Source organism: Agrobacterium sp. CG160-95, assembly GCF_053521725.1.
The window spans coordinates 187,945-214,746 of sequence record NZ_JBNWDU010000006.1 but is presented as its reverse complement, the minus strand read 5'-3'; the positions used below and the strand labels follow the sequence as shown (position 1 = coordinate 214,746).

At 59.7% G+C, this 26,802-nt stretch carries 13 protein-coding genes; 9 read left to right on the top strand and 4 right to left on the bottom strand.

What is annotated here, in order from left to right; genetic code table 11:
* The first annotated feature begins 3 nt into the window (after window positions 1-3).
* Window positions 4-1,788: an IlvD/Edd family dehydratase gene (locus ACQZ63_RS20630; protein ID WP_003516539.1), complete on the top strand. Its 1,785-nt coding sequence runs from the start codon at window positions 4-6 to the stop codon at window positions 1,786-1,788.
* 127 nt (window positions 1,789-1,915) lie between these two features.
* Window positions 1,916-2,890, top strand: coding sequence for a threonine ammonia-lyase (locus ACQZ63_RS20625; RefSeq protein WP_013636952.1), 975 nt, complete (start codon window positions 1,916-1,918; stop codon window positions 2,888-2,890).
* Window positions 2,891-2,902: 12 nt separating this feature from the next.
* Here the strand turns inward: ACQZ63_RS20625 and ACQZ63_RS20620 are convergent, their stop codons facing one another.
* Both ACQZ63_RS20620 and ACQZ63_RS20615 read right to left on the bottom strand, forming a co-directional pair.
* Window positions 2,903-4,006: an NAD(P)/FAD-dependent oxidoreductase gene (locus ACQZ63_RS20620; RefSeq protein WP_113556137.1), complete on the bottom strand. Its 1,104-nt coding sequence runs from the start codon at window positions 4,004-4,006 to the stop codon at window positions 2,903-2,905.
* Between the two features lie 452 nt (window positions 4,007-4,458).
* A complete protein-coding gene (locus tag ACQZ63_RS20615; RefSeq protein WP_003516543.1) occupies window positions 4,459-5,637 on the bottom strand; it encodes a M20 aminoacylase family protein in 1,179 nt (392 codons plus the stop codon).
* 567 nt (window positions 5,638-6,204) lie between these two features.
* Here ACQZ63_RS20615 and ACQZ63_RS20610 point away from each other — a divergent pair.
* A complete protein-coding gene (locus ACQZ63_RS20610; protein WP_113556138.1) occupies window positions 6,205-14,700 on the top strand; it encodes a GH36-type glycosyl hydrolase domain-containing protein in 8,496 nt (2,831 codons plus the stop codon).
* A 447-nt stretch (window positions 14,701-15,147) separates the two neighbouring features.
* On the opposite strand, the gene ACQZ63_RS20605 is transcribed toward ACQZ63_RS20610, so the two are convergent.
* Window positions 15,148-16,911 carry a glucan ABC transporter ATP-binding protein/ permease gene (locus ACQZ63_RS20605; RefSeq protein ID WP_013636948.1) on the bottom strand — a complete coding sequence of 588 codons (1,764 nt, stop codon included), beginning with the start codon at window positions 16,909-16,911 and terminating at the stop codon, window positions 15,148-15,150.
* 337 nt (window positions 16,912-17,248) lie between these two features.
* On the opposite strand from ACQZ63_RS20605, the gene ACQZ63_RS20600 reads away from it, so the two are divergent.
* The 6 genes from ACQZ63_RS20600 (at window position 17,249) to ACQZ63_RS20575 (ending at window position 25,802) form a co-directional block, all read left to right on the top strand.
* A complete protein-coding gene (locus tag ACQZ63_RS20600) occupies window positions 17,249-17,986 on the top strand; it encodes a LuxR family transcriptional regulator (protein ID WP_003516548.1) in 738 nt (245 codons plus the stop codon).
* A 106-nt stretch (window positions 17,987-18,092) separates the two neighbouring features.
* Entirely contained in the window at window positions 18,093-21,554 is a 3,462-nt protein-coding gene (gene pyc / locus ACQZ63_RS20595; protein ID WP_113556140.1) for a pyruvate carboxylase, read from the top strand.
* A gap of 144 nt (window positions 21,555-21,698) precedes the next feature.
* Entirely contained in the window at window positions 21,699-22,499 is an 801-nt protein-coding gene (locus ACQZ63_RS20590; protein ID WP_113556141.1) for a DeoR/GlpR family DNA-binding transcription regulator, read from the top strand.
* A 12-nt stretch (window positions 22,500-22,511) separates the two neighbouring features.
* Window positions 22,512-23,702, top strand: coding sequence for an MFS transporter (locus ACQZ63_RS20585; RefSeq protein WP_113556142.1), 1,191 nt, complete (start codon window positions 22,512-22,514; stop codon window positions 23,700-23,702).
* Window positions 23,703-23,822: 120 nt separating this feature from the next.
* Complete coding sequence (ispG, locus tag ACQZ63_RS20580) at window positions 23,823-25,073, top strand: flavodoxin-dependent (E)-4-hydroxy-3-methylbut-2-enyl-diphosphate synthase (protein ID WP_111782559.1); 1,251 nt, start codon at window positions 23,823-23,825, stop codon at window positions 25,071-25,073.
* Between the two features lie 66 nt (window positions 25,074-25,139).
* Window positions 25,140-25,802: an OmpA family protein gene (locus ACQZ63_RS20575; RefSeq protein ID WP_003516557.1), complete on the top strand. Its 663-nt coding sequence runs from the start codon at window positions 25,140-25,142 to the stop codon at window positions 25,800-25,802.
* A 32-nt stretch (window positions 25,803-25,834) separates the two neighbouring features.
* Here ACQZ63_RS20575 and ACQZ63_RS20570 read toward each other — a convergent pair whose 3' ends face one another.
* Window positions 25,835-26,749: a polyprenyl synthetase family protein gene (locus ACQZ63_RS20570; protein ID WP_113556143.1), complete on the bottom strand. Its 915-nt coding sequence runs from the start codon at window positions 26,747-26,749 to the stop codon at window positions 25,835-25,837.
* Window positions 26,750-26,802 lie beyond the last annotated feature (53 nt).

The window sequence follows — 26,802 nt, the reverse complement described above, 5'->3', positions numbered from 1 at the left end:
CTCATGAGCGACGACAAGACACCCGTGCGGCGGCTGCGATCCCAGGACTGGTTCGACAACCCTGACCATCTCGACATGACGGCGCTCTATCTGGAGCGCTTCATGAATTATGGCGTGACGCCGGAAGAGCTGCGTTCCGGTAAGCCGGTCATCGGCATCGCGCAGAGCGGCAGCGACCTGACGCCCTGCAACCGCGTCCATGTCGAACTGGTCAAGCGGGTGCGCGATGGTATCCGTGATGCGGGCGGCATCCCCATCGAGTTTCCGACCCATCCGATGTTCGAAAACTGCAAGCGACCGACAGCGGCGCTTGACCGCAATCTTGCTTATCTCAGCCTGGTGGAAGTGCTTTACGGTTATCCGCTCGATGGCGTCGTGTTGACCACGGGCTGTGACAAGACCACGCCTTCGGCGCTGATGGCGGCAAGCACGGTTGATATTCCGGCTATCGTCTTATCCGGTGGGCCGATGCTCGACGGATATCATGACGGCGATCTGGTTGGTTCCGGCACGGTCATCTGGCGCATGCGCCGCAAATACGGCGCCGGCGAAATCACCCGCGAGGAATTCCTGCAGGCGGCGCTCGAATCCGCTCCTTCGGTCGGTCACTGCAACACCATGGGCACGGCCTCTACCATGAATGCCATTGCCGAAGCGCTCGGCATGTCGCTGACCGGCTGCGGCGCAATCCCGGCCGCTTACCGCGAACGCGGCCAGATGGCCTATCGCACCGGCCGCCGTGCCGTCGAACTGGTTGTCGAGAATATCAAGCCTTCGGATATCATGACGCGCGAGGCGTTTTTGAACGCGATCCGCGTCAATTCGGCGATCGGCGGTTCGACAAATGCCCAGCCGCATCTGGCGGCGATGGCGAAACATGCGGGCGTCGAACTTCGCGAGGAAGATTGGCAGGTTCACGGTTATGACATTCCGCTCATCGCCAATGTCCAGCCCGCCGGAAAATGGCTGGGCGAGAAATATCACCGTGCCGGCGGTACGCCCGCCATCATGTGGGAGCTTCTGAAGGCAGGCAAGCTTGACGGGAGCTGTCCGACCGTGACCGGCAAGACCGTGGCGGAAAATCTGGACGGGCGGGAATCGACCGACCGCGATGTGATACTGCCTTACGATAAGCCGCTCAAGGAACGGGCCGGTTTCCTCGTCCTCAAGGGCAATCTGTTCGATTTCGCCATCATGAAGACGAGCGTGATCTCGGCGGAATTCCGGCAGCGTTATCTGAGCGAGCCGGGTCGTGAGGGGATTTTCGAGGGCAAATGTGTGGTTTTCGATGGTTCGGAAGACTATCACGCCCGTATCAACGATCCGTCTCTCGATATCGATGAGCGCACCATTCTCGTCATTCGCGGGGCCGGACCGCTCGGCTGGCCGGGTTCGGCTGAGGTCGTCAACATGCAGCCGCCGGACGCGCTGTTGAAAAAAGGCATAACCAGCCTGCCGACAATCGGCGACGGCCGGCAATCGGGAACCGCGGATAGCCCGTCGATCCTCAATGCCTCGCCAGAAAGTGCCGCCGGTGGAGGACTGGCATGGCTTCGCACGGGTGATGTAATCCGCATCGACTTCAATCAGGGCAAGTGCGACGCGTTGGTACCGGATGCAGAGCTTGCTGCCCGAAAGGCCGATGGCATTCCTGCGGTGCCTGCGGATGCCACGCCCTGGCAGCGCATCTATCGTCAATCGGTGACCCAGCTTTCGGACGGTGCGGTTCTGGAAGGGGCCGCGGATTTCCGCCGGATTGCCGAGAAGATGCCCCGGCACAACCATTGACCATTCATTTGCAAGCGCATGACGAAAGATCCCCGGCCAAGACCGGGGATTTTTCTTGTCCAGCCGGTTTCACTATTAATTGCGACCTCCTAATGTACACCCAACATCCGCATTACAGGGGCAGGGCATGACAGATATTTCGATGATTGAGGCAGCGCGCCAGCGCATCGGCGAACATGCGGTGCGGACACCGCTTCTGTCGTCGCATTTTCTGGATGAGATTGCCGGGCGAAAGCTGTTCGTGAAGGCCGAGTGCCTGCAAAGAACGGGTTCGTTCAAATTTCGCGGCGGCTGGTCGGCGGTATCCGGTCTGCCGGCCGATGTGCGCGCCCGTGGCGTGATCGCCTTTTCCTCGGGCAACCATGCGCAGGGCGTCGCGCTTGCTGCTCGTCTGCACGGCGTTCCTGCCGTCATCATCATGCCGTCCGATGCACCAAAAATCAAAATCGACAATACCCGCGACTATGGTGCGGAAGTGGTGCTCTACGACCGGGCGAATGACGATCGCGACGCCATTGGCGACCGCCTGTCGAGCGAGCGCGGACTGACCCTTATCAGGCCCTACGACGAACCGCTGGTGATTGCAGGGCAGGGGACTGTCGGGCTGGAAATCGCCGAACAGGGCTTGGAACTCGGTATCGATGCGGCCGAGGTTCTCGTGCCCTGCGGCGGCGGCGGCCTTACATCCGGCATCTCCCTTGCCCTTGCGGCGAAAGCGCCGAACTACAAGGTCAGGACGTCAGAACCCGAGCGGTTCGACGATGTGGCGCGCTCACTCGCAGCGGGCAAGATCGAGCGGAATGCAACGACTTCCGGTTCGATCTGCGATGCAATCGTCACGCCTCAGCCCGGTAACATCACCTTCCCGATTATGGTTGGGCTTTGCGGAAAAGGCATTGCCGTGACCGAAGAGGAAGCATTGCGGGCCATGGTTCTCGCCTTCAACAGGCTGAAGGTCGTCGTCGAGCCGGGCGGCGCGGTGGCCTTGGCGGCGGCGCTGTTTCACGGGAAAGAGCTGGAGAGCGAAACGGTGATTGCGGTTGCCTCTGGCGGCAATGTCGATCCGGAGATCATGGCGAGCGCATTGTCCCGTTTCGGCTGAGATCAGATGGGATCAGGCCTCGAGCCGAGCCGCAACCTCGTTGGCTATCGCCAGCGAGGCGGTGAGGCCGGGGCTTTCGATGCCGAAAAGATTGACGAGACCGGCAAGGCCGTGGCTTTCCGGCCCGTCGATGCGAAAATCCATGGCCGGTTCGTCGGGTCCTGAAATCTTCGGCCGGATGCCCGAATAGGCCGGGATCAGCGCGTGTTCTGGTAGGCCCGGCCAATAGCGGCGGATCGCGTCGCCAAAACCCTCCATGCGGCGGGGATCGACGGCATAATCAATAGTGTCGACCCACTCCACATCCGGCCCGAAACGGACCTGACCGGCAAGATCCAGCGTCAGGTGCACGCCAAGGCCGTGCGTGTGCGGAGCAGGGTAGATGAGCCGTGAAAAAGGCGACTTGCCGGTCAGCGAAAAATAGCTGCCTTTGGCGAAACGCGCCTCCGGGATCGTGTGCTTCGGCAATCCCTCGATCTGTTTTGCCGCCAGCGGTGCCAGAAGGCCGGCGGAGTTGACGAGTAGCCGGCATGTCAAGCTGAGAGGTTCCTTGCCGCCAACGTGAACGCGGAAACCGTTGCCGGTCGCTTCCGCCCTTTCGAACGGTGCATTCAGGGCGAGGGCTGCGCCATGGTCTTGCGCGTCGCCGAGCAGCGCCAGCATATAACCATGGCTATCAATGATGCCGGTCGAATGTGAAAGCAGGGCCGCTACGCAGTTGAGCGCAGGCTCGAGCGACAGCGCCTGCGTGGCATCGACCAGTTCGAGGTCGTCGCAGCCATTGGCGTTACCCTTTTCCTTGAGGGCCGCCAAGAGAGCCGTCTCGTCCGCGTTCGCTGCCACGATGAGTTTGCCGCAGCGGCGGTGCGAAACGCCATGGCTCTGGCAGAACGTATAAAGCCGCTCCCTGCCTTCAACGCAAAGGCGTGCCTTGAGGCTGCCTTCAGGATAATAAAGCCCGGCGTGAATAACCTCGCTGTTGCGCGAAGAGGTGGCGGAACCGAATTCCTTTTCGCCTTCGAGGATGATGACGGAAAGACCACGCATCGCCAGCTCGCGGGCCGTCGCCAGTCCGATCACCCCGGCTCCTATGATGATGGCGTCGATATCCGTCATGGTCCTTATCCGAGCCTGCCAATGATTTTGAACGGAAATGCCGTCTGCGACGTTGATCCTGCGCAATGGGTAGATTGATGCTTGTCCGGCGGCAAGTCGCGATCCGTATTTTTCCCAATGCGCCGAACTTATGGAATTTTATCTCTACTGAAACAGTGGGGAATAAAGCTATTCTTCACGGGAAATAAGCAGTGCCCGCTTTGACGGGCCGAGCAGGGAAGGGAGTTGTACAATGTCTTATTCCAAGGCCGGAAAAGCAAAAGACTTTGTCTCGCAGCCCCAGTCGCAGCGAAACTGGAGAGATTCGGTTCACGCGGCTCTTGTCGGCGTGTGCGTGGCTTTTGTCGCGGCGGTCATACTCGGTCTCGTTCCCTGATCCTCCCAGATTTTCTCATCAGGAAACTTGAGAAAAAAAGGCCGGTCGCTCCTCCGACCGGCCTTTTTATATTCATTCACGCCTTCAGATAATCCTCCGCCAGATCGACCCAGAAGGCGGTTCCGATTGGCAGGATATCGTCGTTGAAGTCGAATTTCGGATGGTGCAGCGGCGGGTCGTTTTCGGTGCGCGCGGTGCCGAGGAAGAAGTAGCAGCCGGGCCGTTTTTCGAGCATGTAGGCGAAGTCTTCCGCGCCCATGGACGGGCGCTGCATTTCAACCACCTTTTCCGCCCCGGCAAAACGACGGGCCAGACCGGCGACATAGTCCGTTTCCGCCTTGTGGTTGACGGTCGCATTGTAGCCGCGCTCGTAATCGAGCGTGACACTCATGCCATAGCTGGCCGCCTGGCCTTCGGCTATCGCCCGGATACGCTTTTCCAGTTCGTCGCGCACACCCGCGTCGAAGGAACGGATGGTGAGGAGCATTTCCGCCTTCTCGGGAATGACGTTGCTCGCAACACCAGCATGGAATGCGCCAACAGTGACGACCGCCGACAGTTGCGGATGGATGTTACGGGACACCACCGTCTGCAAGGCCATGATGATACTGGCGCCCGCAACGATAGGGTCGGCCGCATCCTGCGGTTCGGCGCCGTGGCCGCCATATCCGTTGACGGTGATCCTGCATTCATCGACGGCGGCAAGGATCGGGCCGTCACGCAGGACGAATTGTCCGAAGGGCACGCCGGGATCGTTATGGAGGGCAAAAACCGCATCACATGGGAAGCGGTCGAACAGTCCGTCCTCGATCATGATGCGGGCGCCGCCGAAATTCTCCTCCGCCGGCTGGAAGATCAGATGCAGGGTCCCATCGAAATTCCTGCGTTCGGCGATGATCTTCGCGGCTCCCAGGAGCATGGCCGTGTGTCCGTCATGGCCGCAAGCATGCATGACGCCATCATTGGCGCTTGCATATTCCGCTCCAGTTTCCTCACGGATCGGCAGGGCATCGATATCGGCGCGAATGCCGAGCGTGCGGGCACTGTCGCCATTGCGGAGCGTGGCGACGATACCGGTTCCGGCAAGTCCGCGCGTTACTTCGTAACCCATTTCCACCAGCTGCCCGGCAATGAAATCCGAGGTCTGGAATTCGGAAAGACCGATTTCGGGATGCCGGTGCAGGTGGCGGCGGATTGCCACCACATCCGGCATATGGTTGGCGAAGGAGGCAATGTTTGCGGTCTGTCTGGTCATTTTCGAAGTCCCTGGTTACGCCGCTTTTTTCCAGCGCTTTTTGCAAATTTCATAGCAGCATATACGCGGGCATGTAAGGGGCGTTCCCGGAGCCGGAATGCCTTGAAATTCATCGCTTGCATCGTATCGCGACAGGTGGCATGGAACTATAGACGTCCTGGGGCATTAGCGTTTCGGATGTGGCGCAGGCCTTCTCGGCCTCGCGTTGCCCTTCAGGTGTCAAAGGGGGACTATCTGACGTTGCGCGAACAATTTTCGCCGTGGGGGAAGGTGCGATATCCGGTTGGAACGGCATTGCCGGGCCATAGGGCGAAATTTTCCTGTCGTCGAAAATCCATTCTCCGCAGAGATCCCCGGCTTTGCATGGTCGGAGGGATCGCGCAGCAAAACGCCGTGCTTGCGGATATTCGCCGTTTGACGATGCGTTGCACACAACGTCTGATCCGGTTCACCGAAGGTTCAGGATAAGTCATAAATATAGCGTGGCCCGATTTCGTGCGTATTCCCGCCACGGACGAAACGCCGGTCAAGTCGAACAATTCTCCATAAAGTTCAGAATACGAGCCGATGTCATTTCATATTACCCCGACCGCCGCCGCCCGTGATTCCGAGACGAAGCAGATCGATCACAATGATTCGATCCGCGCGTCCTATATGACGGTCGAGGAACTGCATGATGCCGGTGCCGCGCTTTCGCGCGACGGTGCCGATACCCTTCCCGGCTTCATGGAGTTCGACTTCTTCGAGCGCCACCGTGAGAACGAGAAGGAAATCCTGCGGGTCTACCGCACAACGGCCGTCGACGCGGAAAATGGCGCGACGATAACGCCGGCGGCGGAATGGCTGCTCGACAACCACTACGTCATCGAAGAGGCGATCCAGGAAGTCCGCCGCGATTTTCCGCGCAAGTTCTATCGCCAGCTGCCGACAATGACGGTGGGCGGCGTGACGATCCCGCGGGTCATGGCGCTCGGCTGGCTTTATGTCGCCCATACCCACAGCACGGTCTCGCGCGAGAATATGACGGCGCTGGTGGATGGCTACCAGACGTCGAAGACGCTGCAGATCGGCGAATTGTGGGCGCTGCCCTCCATCATCCGTTTTGTCCTCATCGAAAATCTTCGCCGCATCTCCATTCGCGTGGAACGCTCGCGCCGCATGCGCCAGAAGGCGAATGAAGTCGTCGACGAAATCATTCGCCTGAACGATGCGGAAGCCTCCGCGGCACTTCTCAAGCAGGTCGATTCGCTGGTCGATGACCCGACGTTTGCGACGCAGTTCCTCTATCGCCTCAGAAACGGCTCGCAGACTTCGGGTTTTGCGGTGGCCTGGCTTGAAGAACGCCTGCATGCTGCGGGCACCGACGCTGAAAATGTCATGATGTCGGAACACAACCGGCTGGCCTCCGGCAATGTGACGATGGGCAATATCGTCAAGAGCCTGAGGGAAATCGACGATACCGAATGGTCGGTGTGGTTCGAGGAAGTCAGCCATATCGACAAGGTTCTGCGCGAGGAAACCGATTACGAGATTCTCGATTTCGGTTCGCGCAACACCTATCGCAACACGATCGAGCTTCTGGCGCGTCGCTCCCCCAAGACAGAGGTAGAGGTCGCGCTTGCCGCCGTGGAAATGGCGAGATCCGGCGAGCCTGCTGAGGTGTCTGAAAACCATCGCGTCAATGTCGGCTCCGTACTCGTCGGCCAGCGCCGGTTCGAGCTTGAAAAGGTGCTCGCTTACAGGCCGCTGGTCTCGCAGCATATCGTCCGGTCTATGCGCAAGTTCAACTGGCTCGCAATTGCGGCGCCAGTGTTTCTCATCACCGCGCTTGTCATGCTTGCCGTCGGCTGGTTCCTGGCCGAAGCGGGCATGCCCTGGTATGTGGTGACCGCATTCCTCCTGATGTTTGCATTGCCTGCTTCGGAAGGCGCGACCGGTCTGTTCAACACGCTCGTCACTTTCTTCGTGAAGCCGTTCCGGTTGGTCGGATACGAGTTCAAGAACGGTATTCCACAGGACGCCCGCACGCTTGTTGCCGTGCCCTGCATGTTGACCAGCCGCGACAGCGTCGACGAGATGATGCGCAATATCGAGGTGCATTATCTCGCCAATCCGCATGGCGAGATTTATTTCGCGCTGGTCAGCGACTGGCGCGATGCCCAATATGAGCAGTCCGGCGACGATCTCGAGATTCTCGAATATGCCAAGCGCGAACTGGCGGCGCTGAACAGCCGTTATGCCTTCGATGGCAAGACGCGTTTCTACCTGCTGCACCGCCGCCGCATCTACAACCCGTCCGAAGGCTGCTGGATGGGCTGGGAGCGCAAGCGTGGCAAGCTGCATGAACTGAACATGCTGCTGCGCGGCGACAAGGACACGACATTCCTCGGTGGCGCCAATATCGTGCCGGCCGATGTCAAATACGTCATGACGCTTGATGCCGATACGCGCCTGATGCGCGATGCGGTGACCAAACTCGTCGGCAAGATGCATCACCCGATCAACCGCCCCGTCATCGATCCGGTCTCAGGACGTGTGGTTGAAGGTTATGGCCTGTTGCAGCCGCGCGTTACGCCTTCGCTGACGACGGGCAAGGATGCCTCCGTCTTCCAGCGTGTCTTCTCGATCAATCGCGGTATAGACCCCTACGTCTTTACCGTTTCCGACGTTTATCAGGACCTGACCTCCGAAGGCACCTTCACCGGCAAGGGTCTTTACGACGTGGATGCCTTCGAGGCGGCTCTTAAGGGCCGGATCGAGGAAAACTCCATCCTCAGCCATGATTTGCTCGAAGGATCCTTTGCGCGCTGCGCGCTGGTGACCGATGTGGAACTGGTCGAGGATTTCCCGACCCGCTACGAGGTGGAAGTCTCGCGCCAGCATCGCTGGGCGCGTGGCGACTGGCAACTGCTTCCCTATATTCTCGACCGCGCCCGTGGTGTTACCGCGATCGGCCGGTGGAAGATGGTCGATAACCTGCGCCGTTCGCTGACGCCGATTGCCTGGTTCTTTGCCTCGATCCTCGGCTGGTATTTCATGGACCCGCTCGGGGCGCTGATCTGGCAGATCCTGCTGATCTTCTCGCTGTTCGTCGCTCCGACGCTCTCGCTGCTTTCCGGGCTCGTGCCGCGCTCCACTGATATCGTGCCGCAGGCGCATTTCCACACCATCTGGTCGGAAATCCGCGCCACCAATGCGCAGGTTGCGCTGCGTATCGTCTTCATTGCCGATTCTGCCTGCATGATGACGGATGCAATTGTCCGTTCGCTCTACCGTCTGCTCGTCAGCCACAAGCTGATGCTGGAATGGCGCACCGCCGCCAGCATGCAGTCTAGCGCCCAGGGCGGCATCACCTATTATTTCCGCCAGATGTGGCATGCGCCTGTTGTGGCCATGCTCGGCCTGTTGTTTGCGGCGCTGCCCGGTGACAATGCTTTCCTGATCGGCATTCCCTTCACACTGCTCTGGGTTCTGTCTCCCGCCGTTGCCTGGTATGTCAGCCAGTCGGCGGAAACCGAAGACCGGCTGTTCGTTTCGGAACACGTCTCTTTCGAGCTTCGCAAGATCGCACGTCGCACGTGGCGTTATTACGAAGCCTTCGTGACGCCGCAGGAAAACCACCTGCCGCCGGACAACTTCCAGGAAACGCCGGAGCCGATTGTTGCCTCGCGTACATCGCCTACCAATATCGGCGTTTACCTGCTTTCCATCATTTCGGCGCGCCAGTTTGGCTGGATCAGCTTTGCCGATACGCTGGAGCGGATCGAGAACACGATCCAGACCGTCGAGAAGATGGAGAAACATCGCGGCCATCTCTACAACTGGTACCATACGGACACGCTGCAGACACTTGGCCCCCGTTACGTTTCGGCGGTGGACAGCGGTAATCTCGCCGGTCACCTGATTGCGGTTTCGTCTGCCTGCCGCCAGTGGGCAGAAGCGCCTTCCGCGCATCTTCAGGGTAATCTCGACGGTATCGGCGATCTCGCCGGTATTCTGCGCGAAACGCTGAAAGCGCTGCCTGACGACCGCAAGAACCTGCGTCCGCTGCATCGCCGCCTCGAAGAACGCATCATCGGTTTTTCGAACGCTCTTGCCTCGGTCAAGCGCGAGCATGAATTCGCATCGATCCGCGTCATCAATCTTGCGGTACTCGCGCGCGACATCCAGAAGCTCGCTACCAATGTCGATCACGAAGTGAAGTCTGCGCAGAGCGCGGAAGTGACCCGCTGGGCGCAATTGCTCGTGGATTGCTGCGAGGCGCATATTTCAGACAGCGCCATCGACCTCACCAATATGGAGCCGCTGCGCCAGCGTCTTGCATCGCTGCGCGACCGCAGCCGCAACCTCGCTTTCTCGATGGATTTCACGTTCCTTTATCGCAAGGATCGCCGTCTTCTGTCGATCGGCTACCGCGTCGAAAGCAAGGAACTGGACGAGGCCTGCTACGACCTTCTGGCGTCCGAATGCCGCCTGACCAGCCTGTTTGCCATCGCCAAGGGCGATCTGCCGACCGAGCACTGGTACCGTCTCGGCCGCCAGGTCGTGCCGATCGGTGCGCAGGGCGCGTTGGTCTCCTGGTCGGGTTCGATGTTCGAATATCTGATGCCTCCGCTCGTCATGCAGGAGCGTCAGGGTGGCATTCTCAACCAGACCAACAATCTGATCGTCAAGGAACAGATGAACCACGGCCGCCGTCTCGGCACGCCATGGGGCATTTCCGAAGCGGCGTTCAACGCCCGCGATCACAACATGAACTACCAGTACACCAACTTCGGTGTGCCGACGCTTGGCCTCAAGCGCGGTCTCGGCCAGAATGCTGTCATCGCGCCCTATGCGTCGATTCTCGCCAGCCAGTACGATCCTGACGGTGCGCTGGAAAACCTCGACAAGCTGCGCAAGCTTGGCGCGCTTGGACAGTACGGCTTCCATGATGCCGTGGATTTCACGCCGACACGTGTGCCTGACGGCAAGGTCTGCGCGGTGGTCTACAACTATTATGCCCACCACCACGGCATGTCGATCGCGGCTGTCGCCAACGTCGCCTTTGACGGTGTGTTGCGCGAACTCTTCCATTCCGACCCGGTAATCGAGGCGGCCGAACTCCTGTTGCAGGAAAAGGCACCGCGCGAAGTGCCTGTCATGAGCGCCAAATACGAGCCGGAAACCCCAGGCAAGGAACAGGCAGACCTGCTGCGTGCGGAAGTGCGCTCCATCGCCGACCCGGCCGTGCGCGACCGCGAAGTGGTGTTCCTGTCGAACGGCCATTATTCGACGATGCTCACCTCAACCGGTGCGGGATATTCGAAATGGAACGGTCAGGCGATTTCCCGCTGGAAGGCCGATCCGACCGAAGATCGTTGGGGAACCTTCATCTTCCTGCGCGATACCACCAATGGACAATGGTGGAGTGCGACGGCTGAGCCGCGTGTCATCGAAGGCGAAAAGACCAAGACGATCTTCACCGACGACAAGGCCGAATTCCACAAGAATGTCGGCGATCTGCAGAGCGTCGTTGAATGCATCGTCGCCACCGAGCACGATGCCGATGGCCGCCGCGTCACGCTGCTCAATGTCGGTTCCGAGGATCGTTACATTGAAGTGACCTCCTATATGGAGCCGGTCATTGCGTCGGAAGACGACGACAACGCCCATCCGCTGTTCTCGCGCATGTTCGTGCAGACGGAGATCGGCCGGCGCGGCGATGTCATCCGCGCCTGGCGTAACCGCCGCAGCCCGAATGAGCCCGGAACGATCATCGCGCATCTTGCTGCCGATAACGCCGGCCCATCGCGCCCGACGGAGTTTGAGACGGACCGTGCCAAGTTCATCGGCCGCGGCAGATCGCTCGGTGAAGCGGCTGCATTCGATACGGGTGCCACGCTTTCCAACACCGATGGCTTCACGCTCGATCCAATCCTGTCGTTGCGCCGCACTGTGCGCGTACCGGCCGGCAAGAAGGTGAGCGTGATTTTCTGGACGATTGCCGCGCCGAGCCGCGAGGAAGTCGACAAGGCGATCGACCGTTATCGCCATCCTGACGCATTTGCCCATGAACTCGTGCATGCATGGACGCGCACGCAGGTGCAGATGCGCCATGTGGGTGTCACTTCGCAGCAGGCCGCCGCTTTCCAGCATCTCGGCCGTTATCTGACCTATCCGGACATGCATCTGCGCGCGGATTCGGAAACGCTGAAAACGGGCCTTGCTTCGCAGCGGGCGCTCTGGCCGCTTGCCATTTCGGGCGATTTTCCGATCTTCAGCCTGCGTATCAACGACGATATGGACATGGATATTGCCCGTGAGGCGCTAAGCGCCCACGAATATCTGCGTTCGCGCGGCGTGATCTTCGATCTCGTCATCGTCAACGAACGGGCCGCGTCGTATGCACAGGATATGCAGCATGCGCTGGATCATATTTCCGAGGCACAGCGTCGCATCAATCCCGCCGATGGTGGAAGGCCGCACGTGTTCTCCGTTCGCCGCGACTTGATGGACGAAGAGACCTGGAGCGCGCTTCTGGCGGCCTCCCGTGTCGTGCTGCATGTGCGGAATGGCAAGATTGTCGACCAGATCAACCGCGCCGTGTCGCTTTTTGCGGCGCATCGCGGTCCTGACGGCGCGACTGAGGCCGCGCAGGCTCGCCTGCCAGTGCCTGCGTTCCCCGTCGCTGAGGCTGTCGAGGATGCCGGCGATCTCGATTTCTGGAACGGTTTTGGTGGTTTCGCCAAAAGCGGAGAGGAATATGTCGTGCGCCTGCATGGTGGGCAATCCACGCCGCATCCTTGGATCAACGTCATCTCGAACGAAAGTTTCGGCTTCCATGTGTCGGCGGAAGGCGCTGGTTTCACCTGGAGCCGCAATTCCCGTGACTATCAGCTGACACCCTGGAGCAACGATCCGGTCATCAACCGGCCGGGCGAGGCCTTCTATGTTGCCGATGTGGAAACAGGAAAGCTCTATACGCCCTGTGCTGCCCTTTCGCGCGATCCGGAAGCCCTGTTCGAAACCCGTCACGGTCTCGGTTACTCCGTAATGACCGGCAAGACGGATAAGCTTGAAGTCGAGGTGACGCAGACGGTAGACCGTGAAAAGCCGGTCAAGTTCTCGCAGCTCATCGTACGCAACAAGGGTTCGAAAAGCCGCCGCCTGAAAGTCTATGCTTATGTGGAATGGGTGCTGGGCAATAATGGCCAGAAATCTGCGCCGTTCATCCTGAGCAGGCACGATGCCGGCAGCAATGCGATTTTTGCTTCCAACCCGTACAGCATCGACTATAGCACCCGCACTGCCTTCCTGACGCTCGACAGCGAGGCAAGCGGCTTCACCACCAGCCGCCGTGAATTCATCGGCCGCTTCGGTTCTGCACAGGCTCCGCAGGGCATTGTGTCTGGTGCGGCACTCAGTGGCAGCACCGAGGTGGACGGCGATCCCTGCGCCGCCTTGATGCAGGAAATCCACCTGAAGCCCGGTGAAGAACGGCATATGACCTTCATTCTCGGCGATGCCGACAATGCGGAGGAGGCGGCAACGCTGGTCGAACAAGTCCGTGCGGCGGATTTCCAGTCGGTGCTGGAGGGCAGCAAGGCGTTCTGGACTGGCTTTACCGGCCAGTTGCAGGTTACCACGCCCGATGCCGGCTTCAACCACATGGTCAATAGCTGGTTGCCCTATCAGGCGCTGGCGTGCCGCATCCTGGCGCGCACGGCCTTCTATCAGTCGAGCGGCGCCTTCGGCTTCCGTGACCAGCTTCAGGACACGCTGGCATTCCTACTCTACCAGCCGGATCTCGCTCGCAAGCAGATCCTGCGTGCGGCAGGCCGCCAGTTTGCTGAAGGCGACGTCCAGCATTGGTGGCTGCCTTTGACCGGTGCAGGTGTCCGCACGACGATCTCTGATGACGTGGTCTGGCTCGCTTATGCGATCAACCAGTATGTCTCAGCTACGGGCGATGAGGCCATCCTTGATGAAAGCATCCCCTTCATCAAGGGACCGGCATTGATGCCGGGGCAGCACGATGCCTTCTTCCAGCCGGAGACGAGCGACAAATCCGCTAGCCTCTACGAACACGCGGCGCTGGCGCTTGATCTCGCGATCCATCGCACCGGCGAAAACGGTCTGCCACTGATCCTCGGCGGTGACTGGAACGACGGCATGAACCGTGTCGGCATCGGCGGCAAGGGCACCAGTGTCTGGCTTGGCTGGTTCCTGGCCGGGGCGCTTCGCGACTTCATCGCGATCGCCGAAAAGCGCGGTGATGCAGACCGTGTCGGCAGGTGGTCGGCGCATCGCGAAAAGCTTCGCAATGCTCTCGAAACTGCGGGTTGGGACGGCAGCTACTACCGTCGCGGTTATTTCGACGACGGCACGCCGCTCGGTTCCGCCACCAGCGAGGAATGCCAGATCGATTCACTTGGCCAGAGCTGGAGTGTTCTTTCCGGCGAGGGTGAAGAAGGCCGGTCACGGCAGGCGATGGACGCCGTCATTGAGCATCTGGTCGATGAAAAGGCCGGTATCATCCGTCTGTTCACCCCGCCATTCTCGCGGGCGCCGCATGACCCGGGTTATATCAAGGGATATCCGCCGGGTGTGCGCGAAAACGGCGGACAATATACCCACGCGGCGACCTGGGTAGTGCTTGCCCTTGCCAAGCAGGGGCGTGCGCAGGAGGCGTGGAATTGCTTCAAGCTGCTCAACCCCGTCAACCATGCGCTCGACGCGGCATCGTCCGAAACCTATCGGGTCGAACCTTATGTGGTGACCGCCGATGTCTATGGTGAGGGCGCTTATGCAGGTCGCGGCGGCTGGAGCTGGTACACGGGTTCCGCCGGCTGGCTCTATCGCGCCGCGATCGAGGGCATTCTCGGTATCACCCGAACCGAAGGCAAGCTTCACATCGCGCCGTCGCTGCCCGAAGACTGGAGCGGCTTCTCGGTGAAGATCACGCTGGACGGTAAAGCAAAGGACATCGTCGTCAGCCGTAAGGCCGGCACGGCAGAGGTCTCTGTATCCGTCGACGGCAAGCCCCTGTCGGCTGACGATCGGGTGATCCCGTTCGACTGACGACCGGCTCTACGTTTGCTTTTAAAATCAGGCTCCTGCGGTGACGCAGGGGCCTTAATTTTTATTGTGGCTGCCCTGGTATTGTTTGTCTGTACGGAGGCGCGGTAACAGCTTTGTCCTGGCGGGTATCTCCAGCATCATCTCATGAGAGAAATGACACAGCCTCGCGACGGTCTTGCAAGGGCCAACGAGAATGTGAGCCGTGCTCCTCTCGACGTGGCACGCAGGCAGAGCAGTTTTACAGAGCCATGTTTCTGCGCTGTTGGATCGCTGAATGCTGATGGCCAAGGCTAAGGCTAAGGCTAAGGCTAAGGCTAAGGCTAAGGCTAGGTCCTTGCCTGCATTATCAAGGCACATGTCTGCAGCTTCGCAGACCTTGGAAAACGGACAAAGAAAAAGGGCGGACACCACGGTGCCCGCCCTTATTATATTCCGTAAGCCAGAGTGTCAGGAGGCGATGGCTTTCGGCCGGGGCTGGCCCTCGTCCTCTGTCAGCAGGCCGCTGGTGCGCAGCAGAGAGGTGAAGCGTCCGCCACGCTGGCTGAGCTCGTCAAACGTGCCCTTTTCAATGATACGGCCCTGATCGAGGAACAGCACCTGATCGGCATCGCGCACCGTGGAAAGGCGGTGGGCGATGATGAAGGTCGTGCGGTTCATTCTCAGCGCGTCCACGGCGGCCTTAACCCGTGCTTCCGTTTCCACGTCCAGCGCGCTGGTTGCCTCGTCAAGGACCAGGATGGGAGCGTTCTTCAGGATAGCACGCGCAATGGCGATACGCTGGCGCTCGCCACCGGACAGGCGGTTGCCGCGTTCACCCACCTGGGTCAGGTAGCCGGTGATACGGCTGTCGATGAAATCCGTCGCAGCAGCAGCTGCTGCTGCTTCCACGACCTCCGCGTCGGTAGCAGATTCGCGACCAAGGCGGATGTTTTCGCGGATGGAGCGGTTCAGAAGGCCGGCATCCTGGAACACCGTGGCGATGGAGTTTCTGAGCGAGTTCTTCGTCACCGTCGAGATGTCGGTTCCATCGATCAGAATCTGGCCTGAATCCGGATCATAGACACGCTGCAGAAGATTGATGAGCGTGGTCTTGCCCGCGCCCGTCGGTCCGACGATGGCAATCGTCTGGCCGGCCTTGGCCGTAAACGAGATGTCGTGGACGCCCTGCTTGGTGTTGGCGAAACCGAAATTGACGTTGCGGAACTCCACGGTGCCGGAGACATTGGACAATTCGCGGGCGTCGCCCGGTTCTTCCCGTTCCTTGACGGAATCCTCCAGCACGAAGAAATCCTCGAGCTTTGCGCGCGCCTCGAAAATCTGGGTCACGAACTGACGCATCTGATCGAGACGGCCGATGAGAAGATTGGCGAAACCGATGAAGGCAATGACATCACCGACGCGCAATTCGCCGTTCTTCACCAGCACGGTGCCGATGACGAGGATGATCATCATCGAAACGGTGGAGGCAGTGCGGTTCAAGGCACTTGCGAAAGCCCACCAGTCGAGCACCGGATATTGGGCGCTCAGCAGTTTTTCGGTGAAGGATTTCAGCGCCTTCGTTTCAGCCTCGATGCGGTTGTAGCTGTGCAGGACGGACACGTTGCTGATGGAATCGCTGACATGGGCAAAAACGCTGTGATAATGCTCCTCGACCGAAGCCTGGCCATCCTTGGTGCGGCCCATCACCCACTTGCCAATGAACCAGTAGACGATCCCAAGACCGATCAGGACGAAGCTGAGGCGCAGGTCCATGGCAATGGCTGTCGGAATAAGCAGTACGAGCGCGACGAAAGTCGCCAGATGCGTGCGCATGAATTCGAGCCACAGGCCGAACAGCGTCTCGCTGGCGCGCAGAAGCGTATGCAGCGCGTTCGAGGTGCCGCGCAGATGGTGCCAGGAGAGCGGCATGGAGATGATCCGGCCGAAGGCTTCCGTCAGCAGGGTCGCGCGGCGACCATGGGCCAGCCGGTCGGCCTCGCGGGCGACAGCGACATAAGCCACGGTGTTGAAGACGCCGAAACCCGCCCACAGGATGAGGATGGACGTGACATCGGAGCCGGAAGAGATGGCGTCGATGATCCGTCCAAACAGCACGGGTTCGGCAATGGTGATCGCTGCAAGAATGATGTTGGCGATGACAACGATCAACACCCGCCATTTATGTACGGTCAGATAGCGCAGGGCGCGTGTGTAAACCTGAAACAAAGTCAAATTTTCAATCCAGTCCAGCGTCTGTTTCGAGCGGTTGATTGTTCGGTCTCAATACAATGCTGTTTTAGCAAGGTTGCATGAGACGGCGAAATTTGTGTAATTATCGCTCTTTCAGTCTGAATGGCGGCTTAACAAACCGAGCACGCGTGCGAACCGAAAAAAAACTGAACCCGATGTTTCTAGGGGACGCCGTCACAAGATTTTGCATGTTCGTTTCAGGGATTGCTAACGACGATATGTTCAGTCTGAACCGACCGGCGCCCGAGTAACATGACGTCCTCGCGGGACCATGTCCTTCATGTCATCCCTTCCAGCCAAGCTCCGGGCATGTGTCTTTATGCATGATATTCTTCACTTCATCTCTGCGTGCTACCAGGCGGGAAACGCTGATCGTGTTCGCTCCGAATTTGTAACACTTATTCGCGAATATGGTTTCGAATATTTCCTCGTCAGCCGGCGGATGACCGGGGAGCTTGCTTCCACCGGCCAGATTCTCGCACAACATCTCCCGGAAGGGTGGATCGAGGTCTACCGCGCCAAGAAATATAATCTCGTCGATCCCGTCCGTAAGGTGATCGGCATGGTGCACAAGCCGTTTCAGTGGAAAGAGGCGCTTGAGGGCCTGCCCCGCGCGATGCATCGAAAAAGGGCGAATGTGTTTTTTCACGATGCCGGCCGTTACGGTCTGCAGGGTGGGTATGCCTTTCCGGTGCACGGGCGCGCGGGATTCATCGGCGCGGTGTTCCTTGGCGGCGAGGACCGGCAATTGCCTTCGTTGCACGTTGAGCTGCTGGATGCGGCCACGCGCGCGGTGTTCTGGCGTCTGCTCGATCTTTCAGGCCAGGTCCATAACCTCAACAACGCGCCGAATGTTTCCGCTCTTGAACTTACAAGGCGGGAAATGGAAGTTCTGACGCTGATGGCTGATGGCATGACCTCAACCGAAATTGGACGCCAGCTATCGATCTCCAATCACACGGTCGACTGGTATATCAATGGAATCCAGCGTCGGTTCAGCGCCAAGAACAGGCAGCATACTGTAGCACTCGCCTTTCGCAACGGCCTGCTGAGCTAGTTACGACAGTACGCTTCTCTCCCGAATTGCCCTTTTCAAGACCGGGTTTTGCTGCTTAATTCCGCAGTGCAGCAGAAATTCTGTTTTGGCGTGTGGGGAGACCGTCTTGAAAATATCGAAAATACTTGTTGCCAACCGATCCGAAATTGCGATCCGAGTTTTCCGGGCAGCGAACGAGCTGGGGATAAAAACCGTCGCCATTTGGGCGGAAGAGGACAAGCTGTCTTTGCACCGCTTCAAGGCGGATGAAAGTTATCAGGTCGGCAGGGGGCCGCATCTCGCCAAGGATATGGGACCAATCGAGAGCTACCTCTCGATTGAGGAGGTCATCCGCGTGGCCAGACTTTCCGGCGCGGACGCGATCCATCCCGGTTACGGCCTTTTGTCCGAAAGCCCCGAATTCGTTGAGGCCTGTAACAAGGCTGGCATCACCTTCATCGGACCCACGGCAGATACGATGCGCCAGCTCGGCAACAAGGTTGCCGCCCGCAATCTGGCGATCTCGGTCAATGTTCCCGTTGTTCCTGCAACCAAGCCGCTGCCGGATGACATGGCCGAGGTGGAGCGGCTGGCCGAAGAGATCGGTTATCCCGTGATGCTGAAGGCCTCCTGGGGCGGCGGCGGTCGCGGCATGCGCGCCATCCGCAAAAAGGAGGATCTGGCACGCGAGGTCACCGAGGCCAAGCGCGAGGCGAAGGCTGCTTTCGGCAAGGACGAGGTCTATCTCGAAAAGCTGCTCGAGCGCGCCCGCCACGTCGAGAGCCAGGTTCTCGGTGATACCCACGGCAATGTCGTGCATCTGTTCGAGCGCGATTGTTCGATCCAGCGCCGCAATCAAAAAGTGGTTGAGCGCGCGCCGGCACCCTATCTCAGCGAAGCGCAGCGTCAGGAACTGGCCGCCTATTCCTTGAAGATCGCGGCTGCGACCAATTATATCGGCGCCGGCACGGTCGAATATCTGATGGATGTCGATACCGGCAAATTCTACTTCATCGAGGTCAATCCGCGCATTCAGGTGGAGCATACCGTCACCGAAGTCGTGACCGGCATCGATATCGTCAAGGCGCAAATCCATATTCTGGAAGGGGCCGCCATCGGCACGCCGGAATCGGGTGTGCCGAAACAGGAATATATCCGCCTCAACGGCCATGCGCTGCAGTGCCGTATCACCACGGAAGACCCGGAGCACAATTTCATTCCCGACTACGGCCGTATAACGGCGTACCGCTCGGCGTCCGGCTTCGGCATTCGTCTGGATGGCGGGACGTCCTATTCGGGGGCGATCATTACCCGTTATTACGATCCGCTTTTGGTGAAGGTAACGGCTTGGGCGCCGCAGCCGGATGAAGCGATCAGCCGCATGGACCGCGCACTGCGCGAATTCCGAATTCGCGGTGTTGCGACCAACCTGACCTTCCTCGAGGCCATCATTGGCCATGCGAGTTTCCGCAACAACACCTATACGACCCGCTTCATCGATTCGACGCCGGAGCTGTTTGCACAGGTCAAGCGTCAGGACCGCGCTACGAAGCTGCTCACCTATCTTGCCGACGTGACGGTGAACGGGCATCCGGAAACCAAGGGCCGCGTCAGGCCACCGGCAAATGCGGCACAGCCGGTGGTTCCCTACATCGATGCGCCGACGCCTGATGGAACCAAGCAATTGCTCGACCGGCTGGGGCCGAAGGGCTTTGCCGACTGGATGCGCAACGAAAAGCGGGTGCTGGTAACGGACACGACGATGCGCGACGGCCATCAGTCGCTGCTGGCCACGCGCATGCGTACCCATGACATTGCCGGCGTCGCAAGCGTCTATGCCAAGGCCTTGCCGCAGCTTCTGTCTCTGGAGTGTTGGGGCGGCGCCACTTTCGACGTTTCCATGCGCTTCCTGACGGAAGACCCGTGGGAGCGCCTGGCGCTGATCCGCGAGGGTGCGCCGAACCTGCTGCTGCAAATGCTGCTGCGCGGTGCGAACGGCGTCGGGTACAAGAACTATCCAGACAATGTCGTGAAATATTTCGTCCGTCAGGCTGCGAAGGGCGGTATCGACCTGTTCCGCGTGTTCGACTGCCTGAACTGGGTGGAGAATATGCGCGTATCGATGGATGCGATCGCCGAGGAGAACAAGCTCTGCGAAGCGGCCATCTGCTACACGGGCGATATCCTCAATTCCGCGCGTCCAAAATACGACCTGAAATATTATACCAACCTCGCCGCCGAGCTGGAGCGTGCAGGCGCGCACATCATCGCCGTCAAGGATATGGCGGGACTTCTGAAGCCTGCCGCTGCCAAGGTGCTGTTCAAGGCGCTGAGGGAGGCGACCAGCCTGCCTATCCATTTCCACACGCATGACACATCCGGTATTGCGGCTGCGACCGTGCTTGCCGCCGTCGATGCGGGCGTGGATGCGGTGGATGCCGCCATGGATGCGCTTTCGGGCAACACGTCCCAGCCCTGCCTCGGTTCCATCGTGGAAGCGCTGGCCGGATCGGAACGCGATACGGGTCTCGATACCGAATGGATCCGCCGCATCTCGTTCTACTGGGAGTCGGCGCGCAACCAGTATGCGGCTTTCGAAAGCGATCTGAAGGGCCCTGCCTCGGAAGTCTATCTGCATGAAATGCCCGGTGGGCAATTCACCAATCTCAAGGAGCAGGCGCGCTCGCTCGGTCTTGAGAGCCGCTGGCACGAGGTCGCGCAGGCCTATGCCGACGCCAACCGGATGTTCGGCGATATCGTCAAGGTCACGCCGTCCTCCAAGGTTGTCGGCGATATGGCGCTGATGATGGTGAGCCAGGATCTGACGGTCGCCGACGTGGAAAATCCTGATCGCGAAGTGTCCTTCCCGGACTCGGTGGTTTCGATGCTGAAGGGCGATCTTGGACAGTCGCCAGGCGGCTGGCCGGAAGCCCTGCAGAAAAAAGCGCTGAAGGGTGACGCGCCCTATACGGTTCGTCCCGGCTCATTGCTGCCGGATGCCGATCTCGATGCGGAGAGAAAGGCGATCGAGACCAAACTCGAGCGTTCCGTGAACGACTTCGAATTCGCATCCTATCTGATGTATCCGAAGGTGTTCACCGATTTCGCGCTGACCTCCGAGACCTACGGTCCGGTTTCCGTGCTTCCCACCCATGCGTATTTCTACGGCATGGAGGACGGTGAAGAGCTGTTTGCCGATATCGAGCGCGGCAAAACGCTGGTCATCGTCAATCAAGCCTCTTCCGGCACTGACGATAAGGGCATGGTGACGGTGTTCTTCGAGATCAACGGCCAGCCGCGCCGCATCAAGGTGCCGGATCGCGCTCATGGCGCATCCGGCTCTGCGGTGCGCCGCAAAGCGGAACTCGGTAATGGCACACATATTGGTGCGCCGATGCCGGGTGTCATCAGCCGCGTCTTCATCAACCAGGGTCAGGAGGTCAAGGCCGGCGATGTGCTGCTCTCCATCGAAGCCATGAAGATGGAAACCGCGCTTCACGCCGAACGCGATGGCAAGGTCGCCGAGGTTCTCGTGCGCCCGGGTGACCAGATCGACGCAAAGGATCTGCTGATCGCTTACGCGGAATGATGCCCACACAGCATCGCTAGCCCCGATATTTTGTCTTTCGTTATAAACGCCCGCCCTCCCGGCGGGCGTTTTGCTGTTGCACCTTCGCTAAAACTCAAATATGCATGTTCGTGCACGTTTGTTCCTGTTTATGCATGAGTCCCGATGAGCGATCATTTTGTCAGCGAGCGGCAGGCGCTCATCCTTGCACAGTTGCGGCAAAGCGGCCGCGTGCTTGCGCAGAATCTGGCCCAGAATTTCGGCGTTTCGGAAGATACGGTCCGCCGGGATCTGCGGGATATGGCGGCGCGCGGGGAGTGTCTGCGCGTCTACGGCGGGGCGTTGCTTTCCGATAGCAAGACGGTGCCGCTGAAGACACGGATCACCGAGGATGCCGATCGCAAGGCTTCGTTGGCGCGCGCAGCAATGCCGCTTTTTGAGCCGGGCATGGTCGTCTTTATCGATGCCGGCTCCACCAATCTGGCCATTGCAAGGGCTATCCCCGCCGGTCTCAAATTGACGGTGGTAACGAATACGCCTGCTATTGCCGCTGAACTCACGGGGCGCGCCGATATCGCTTTGATCATGATCGGCGGCAAGGTCGATCCGGCCGTCGGTGCGGCCATCGACGCCATGGCGTTGCGGCAACTTGAGCTGATGCGGCCCGAGCTATGTATTCTTGGCGTTTGCGGTGTTGCGGCTGAGACCGGCCTGTCGGCGGATATTTTCGAGGATGCCGTGTTCAAGCGGCTTGCCTGCAGCGCCAGCCAGCGGATTGTTGCCGCCATCACCACGGAAAAGCTGGGCCACAAGGCGGCGTTTCACGTGCACGACTTTTCTCCGCCTCTTTCCCTGGTGCTCGAACATGACGCCGACCGCACATTGGTCGAGGCGCTATCGGCTAAAGGCGTACAAGTTCATTTCGGCGACGATGACGCCGTCCAACTCTCTCACGGTCAAGTCTGAAGGATATTACCGATGAACGGCCCCACGACATTTTCGCCGACGGTCAAGCGCTCGTCCTATCTGACGCGGCACAGGCTCGGTGTGTCCCTGCTGTTTTTGATGAACGGTTTCATGATGGGGTCGTGGGCGCCCAAAATACCGGAATTTGCGGCGCGGTTATCCCTCAGTGAAAGTGCGCTTGGCCTTATCATTCTGGTTTTCGGCGTCGGCTCGCTGGTTTTCATGCCGATCGCCGGTTCCCAGATCGCCAGTTTCGGATCGCGAACGGTCAGCCTTGCGAGTGCGGCTATTTTCTTGCCGACACTGCTTTTCATCTCCTGGGCAGACACGATCTGGGCGGGTGTGATTGCAGTTTTCCTGTTCGGTGGGCTGACAGGGGCGATGGATGTCGCCATGAACGCCAATGCGGTGGCGGTCGAGCGTGACATGCGCCGCGCCATCATGTCGTCGTGCCATGCTTTCTGGAGCCTGGGCGGCCTGATCGGTGCCGGTCTTGGCGGCTATCTCATCACGACCATTGGCGTGCAGGGGCATGCGATCGCGTTGACGGTCATCGCCCTTGTTTTGCTCGTCGTCGCGTGGCCGCGCGTTCTTGCGGATCGCCCGCATGCCGAGGAGGAGCGTCCGAAAGGTCGCTTGCCGCTGACGCCCTTGCCGTGGATTATCGGTCTGATGGCGCTGTTTTCGATGATTCCGGAAGGCGCGATCCTCGATTGGGGTGCCCTTTATCTGCGCAATGAACTCGGCGCTTCCGTGTCCCAGTCCGGTTTCGCATTCGCGGCCTTTTCCATGACCATGGCGGCCATGCGTTTTGCCGGCGATCTGGTGCGCGACCGGTTCGGCGCGGTCAATACCCTGCGGTTCTGCTCGGTCATGTCGATTGCGGGCCTTCTGATTGCGGGTCTTGCGGGAAATTCCACGTTTGTGATCATCGGCTTCGCGATTGCCGGTATCGGTATTTCCAACATGGTGCCGATCGCCTTTTCGGCGGCGGGGAACATGCCGGGACTGGCACCCGGCATCGGCCTGTCGGTCGTCACCACCATGGGTTATTCCGGGATTCTGGTAGCACCCTCGGCCATCGGCTTCATTGCCGAACATACCGGCCTCGCCACCGTATTTCTCGCTCTGCCGTTGTTGCATGTGGTGGTTTTGCTGCTTTCGCGGCTCGCCCGGCATGCGGATGGTGCGGGCAAGGAATAGGCGTCTCGAATTTTGCCATGATTGCGGTAAAGTAGAAGCTCTTATGCGTTGGGTGTTGACAAGCACGCCCCCTTGTTTCACCTCAATTGCCAGACCTTGCCGCAAGCTCCAGAGACCGCCATGACGTCACACGCCGATTACGATCCAAAGACCCGCCGTGCATCAGTTGCCGTCGACGTAGGGGGCGTCATCGTGGGTGGCGGTGCGCCTGTCGTCGTACAATCCATGACCAATACCGACACGGCGGATATCGACGCCACCGTGCAGCAGGTGGCGGCACTTTTCCAGGCCGGTTCTGAAATGGTGCGCATCACCGTCGATCGCGATGAGAGCGCTGCCGCTGTGCCGAAAATCCGCGAACGGCTGCTGCGCCTTGGTATGGACGTGCCGCTGATTGGCGATTTCCACTATATAGGCCACAAGCTTCTGGCCGATCATCCGGCCTGTGCCGAAGCACTGGCGAAATACCGCATCAATCCCGGCAATGTCGGCTTCAAGGACAAGAAGGACAAGCAGTTCGGCGAAATCGTCGAAATGGCGATCCGTTATGACAAGCCGGTTCGCATCGGCGTGAACTGGGGGTCGCTCGATCAGGAATTGCTGACGACGCTGATGGACAAGAACAAGGAGCAGGGTTTTCCGCTCTCTGCCCGTCAGGTCACCCGCGAAGCCATAGTCCAGTCGGCACTGATTTCCGCAGAGCTTGCCGAAGAAATCGGCCTGCCGCGCAATCGCATCATCCTGTCTGCCAAGGTCAGCCAGGTACAGGACCTGATTGCCGTTTATTCGATGCTGTCGGAACGTTCCAACCACGCACTGCATCTCGGTCTTACCGAAGCCGGCATGGGTTCCAAGGGCATCGTCGCCTCGTCTGCTGCCATGGGTTATGTGCTGCAGCACGGTATTGGCGACACGATCCGCGTCTCGCTGACGCCGGAGCCGAACGGCGACCGCACCCGCGAGGTGCAGGTGGCGCAGGAATTGCTGCAGGTCATGGGTTTCCGCCAGTTCATTCCGGTGGTTGCGGCATGTCCCGGCTGCGGGCGCACCACCTCTACCGTCTTTCAGGAACTTGCCCAGAATATCCAGAATGACATTCGCAAGAACATGCCGATCTGGCGTGAAAAGTATCCCGGTGTGGAAGCGCTCAATGTTGCTGTCATGGGCTGCATCGTTAATGGCCCCGGCGAAAGCAAACATGCCGATATCGGCATTTCACTGCCCGGAACCGGCGAAAGCCCCGCTGCACCGATCTTCATCGATGGCGAGAAGGCGCTCACCCTGCGCGGTCCCAACATCGCCGCGGATTTTGAAGCGCTTGTGATCGATTACATCGAAAAGCGTTTTGGCCGGAAAGATGCGGCGGAGTAAAAACTACCGTGAAAATGCCGAAATTCCACTGTCATACCGCCTGAACCCTTCGGAGCATCAAAACACATGATCAAAAAAATCGCGATCGTTGCCCTTTGCGGGACCTATCTTTCCGCCTGCACCACCACCGATCCCTATACGGGTGAGCAGAAGATGTCGAACACGGCGGGCGGCGCTGGTATCGGCGCTGTCGTCGGTGCTCTCGGTGGTCTGGCTGTCGGCGGTTCGCCGGTCGGTCGCCGCAACGCAGCCCTCATCGGCGCCGGCATCGGTGCACTCGCCGGTGGCGCAATCGGCAATTACATGGATGGTCAGGAATCCGAGCTTCGCGCCCAGCTTCAGGGCACTGGCGTTTCGGTTACCCGCCGTGGCGACAGCATCGTTCTCAACATGCCGTCGAACATCACCTTCGCGACGGATCAGGATCAGGTCATCCCGCCCTTCTATCAGACACTCGATTCCGTCGCCATCGTGCTGAACAAGTTCAACCGCACGCTCATCGACATCAACGGCCATACCGACTCCACCGGCAGCCAGCAGCACAACCAGGCGCTTTCCGAGCGTCGTGCGGCGTCTGTTGCAAACTATCTCGGCGCACGCGGCGTCGACCAGCGCCGTATTTCGACGCTCGGCTTCGGCCCCTCGCAGCCGATCGCTTCGAACGCAACGCCGGATGGCCGCGCTCAGAACCGTCGCGTCGAAGTGCTGATTTCGCCGCTCAAGGGCTGATTGGCTGAAAAACGGTGAGCCGGGAAACCGGCTCAGCTTTTCCGTTCGGCGATGAATCTGGCGGCCGCGATGAGTATCGCGGCCTTTTCGCCGTAGGGGGCCAGAAGTTCGGAGGCTTCCGCCACCTGTTCCTGAAGCTTGAGGCGCGCCCAGTCTTCACCGCGTAGTGCCACCAGCGTTCCCTTGCCGCGTGCGGCATCCTTGCCGGTTGCCTTGCCCATGGTGGCGGCATCGGCGGTCAGATCCAGGAGATCGTCGGCAAGCTGGAAGGCAAGGCCGATCTTTTCACCGAAGAGGCGCAGTCTTTGCCTTTCGGAAACATCGCTGCCGCCGATGATCGCGCCTGCCTCGCAGGCGAAGCGCAGCAGTGCACCGGTTTTCATAGCCTGCAATGTAATAATGCCGGCCTCATCAGGTGCGTTCTTTTCCGCAGCCAGATCGAGCGCCTGACCGCCCGCCATGCCGCCGACGCCTGCGGCGCGGGCGAGCGAGAGAACGAGAGACGCCTTGCGGTCTGCCTGGAGAGGATTTTCGTCCGATGCGATAATGTCGAAGGCGAGTGTCAGCAGGCTGTCGCCTGCGAGAATGGCGGTCGCCTCGTCGAATTTGCGGTGCACTGTCGGCTGGCCGCGGCGCAGGTCGTCGTCATCCATCGCTGGCAGATCGTCGTGCACCAGCGAGTAACAATGCAGGCATTCCAGCGCGGCACCGACATAATGGGCTGCTTCAGCATTTCCGCCGAGCAAGGCCGTGCTTTCTATGACGAGGAAGGGCCGCAGGCGTTTGCCGCCGTTCAGCACGCCATGACGCATGGCGTCGAGCAGGTTTTGCGGGCGCGTAATCTCATCCGCACGCGCCTCTGCGGAAAGCAGGCGACCAAGCAGGGATTCGGTCTGTGCCGCGTTATCGCGCAGCTTCGTTTCGAAATTCGTCATCTGAGCGTCCATGCCGCGCTCTTTGGCATGGCGCGCGGGGCCAGGCAACCTTTTCGTGATTCCTG

Coding starts and splice junctions, on each gene's coding strand:
- ACQZ63_RS20610 (WP_113556138.1), top strand. CDS start 6,205: ATGTCATTTCATATTACCCCGACCGCCGCCGCCCGTGATTCCGAGACG.
- ACQZ63_RS20620 (WP_113556137.1), bottom strand. CDS start 4,006: ATGACGGATATCGACGCCATCATCATAGGAGCCGGGGTGATCGGACTG.
- ispG (WP_111782559.1), top strand. CDS start 23,823: ATGACGTCACACGCCGATTACGATCCAAAGACCCGCCGTGCATCAGTT.
- ACQZ63_RS20570 (WP_113556143.1), bottom strand. CDS start 26,749: ATGGACGCTCAGATGACGAATTTCGAAACGAAGCTGCGCGATAACGCG.
- ACQZ63_RS20585 (WP_113556142.1), top strand. CDS start 22,512: ATGAACGGCCCCACGACATTTTCGCCGACGGTCAAGCGCTCGTCCTAT.
- ACQZ63_RS20590 (WP_113556141.1), top strand. CDS start 21,699: ATGAGCGATCATTTTGTCAGCGAGCGGCAGGCGCTCATCCTTGCACAG.
- ACQZ63_RS20615 (WP_003516543.1), bottom strand. CDS start 5,637: ATGACCAGACAGACCGCAAACATTGCCTCCTTCGCCAACCATATGCCG.
- ACQZ63_RS20600 (WP_003516548.1), top strand. CDS start 17,249: ATGCATGATATTCTTCACTTCATCTCTGCGTGCTACCAGGCGGGAAAC.
- ACQZ63_RS20625 (WP_013636952.1), top strand. CDS start 1,916: ATGACAGATATTTCGATGATTGAGGCAGCGCGCCAGCGCATCGGCGAA.
- ACQZ63_RS20630 (WP_003516539.1), top strand. CDS start 4: ATGAGCGACGACAAGACACCCGTGCGGCGGCTGCGATCCCAGGACTGG.
- ACQZ63_RS20575 (WP_003516557.1), top strand. CDS start 25,140: ATGATCAAAAAAATCGCGATCGTTGCCCTTTGCGGGACCTATCTTTCC.